The organism is Alistipes sp. CAG:268, from assembly GCA_000434235.1.
In the GTDB taxonomy this organism is placed as follows: Bacteria; Bacteroidota; Bacteroidia; order Bacteroidales; family Rikenellaceae; genus Alistipes; species Alistipes avistercoris.
Map to the genome: position 1 here is coordinate 31,079 of FR892004.1, position 1,398 is coordinate 32,476.

The 1,398-nt window shown below is 61.5% G+C and carries 2 protein-coding genes; one reads left to right on the forward strand and one right to left on the reverse strand.

The genetic code is table 11. The features are described from left to right. Nucleotides 1–189 precede the first annotated feature (189 nt). A complete protein-coding gene (ruvA, locus tag QZL63_RS06710) occupies nucleotides 190–774 on the reverse strand; it encodes a Holliday junction branch migration protein RuvA (protein WP_022308557.1) in 585 nt (194 codons plus the stop codon). Between the two features lie 99 nt (nucleotides 775–873). Between ruvA and QZL63_RS06715 the strand changes: the two genes are divergently transcribed. Next, nucleotides 874–1,398, forward strand: a 525-nt coding sequence (locus tag QZL63_RS06715; RefSeq protein WP_290586322.1) for an OmpH family outer membrane protein, incomplete at its 3' end; no start/stop codon positions are given.

Below are 1,398 nucleotides of genomic sequence, written 5' to 3' on the forward strand. Positions count from 1 at the left end.
GGAAAAACCCGACAGGAATACCTTCCATAAACAAACGGATTCTGTTTTCGCCCGGACCCGAGGTTCGGGTGCGGGCCGGAGAGGAGATTTGCAAAAACCTTGCCGGAAACGAATGCTCCGACAGCCATCCGTCCGCCGGAAACGACAAAAAAGGGCCGAAGTGCGGTACGGAAGGTCCGCCCGGCGGAGTCAGAGCCGCTTGAGGGCCATGCGGATCAGCTCCTCGACCGAGGCCGAAGGCTCCTCGCGCACCACGGCGCGCAACACCTTCTCGGCTGCCGTGCGGGCGAAGCCGAGCATGACCAGCGCCTCGAGCGCCTCGTCCACCACCCCGCCGTCGGGAGCCGCGGCCGGAGTGCCTTCGTCGGCGCCCAGCGTGGCGAGCTTGCCGCTCAGCTCGACGATGATCTTCTGCGCCGTCTTGAGCCCGAGGCCCTTGACGTTTTTCAGCAGCACGGCATTACCCGCCGAGATGATGCCCTGCAGTTCGCGGGGCGAGTAGGTAGAGAGGATCATCCGCGCCGTATTGCCCCCGACGCCCGACACGCTGACAAGCAGCCGGAACAGCTCGCGCTCGGTCTTGGTCGCAAATCCGTAGAGCAGCTGCGCATCCTCGCGCACGACGTAGTGCACGAAGAGTTTGGCCGTCTGGGCATGCTCGATCGCCGAGAAGGTTTCGAGCGAGATGTGGAGGTAATAACCGACGCCCCCGACATCGAGAACGGCATGTGTGGGAGCGGCTTCGGCAACGGTGCCGCGGATGTATTCGTACATAAAATCCAAATTTTAGACGCAGACGGGCAAAAGTAAAGAATTTTTTCTACCTTTGTGTTCCAAATGACGGAATAATTAACCAAAACCCAATCGAACAATATGAAAAAATTTTTCTTCCCGGTGCTGGCTGCGGCCCTCGTACTGACCGCCTGCGGCACGAAAACGACGGAGACGTCGGCCGAGGCGGCAGCAACGGAGACCGCAACGGCGCAGCAGGTCGGAACGGGCGACATCGCCTACGTTCAGGTGGAGGCCGTGCTGGCTCAGTGCGATCTGTTCCTGACCGAGGGCAAGGCCCTGCAGGAGAAGACCGAAAAGGCACAGAAGAACTGGGCGCAGCGTGAGCAGAACCTCCAGGCCGAGGCCGCACAGCTGCAGGAGAAATACCAGAAGGGGCTCATCACCACGCGCGACGCCCAGGCCACGCAGGAGAGCATCCAGAAGCGGGTGGCTTCCTACCAGGCCAACGCACAGAAGGAGGCCCAGTCGCTCGACGAAGAGAACTACGTGTTCACCAACCGCGCACAGGACCTGCTCCACCGCGCCGTGCAGGAGATCAACGCCGACAAGCGCTACAAGCTGATCGTGAACGCCTCGGCGCTCATCGACGCCGACACGACGCTC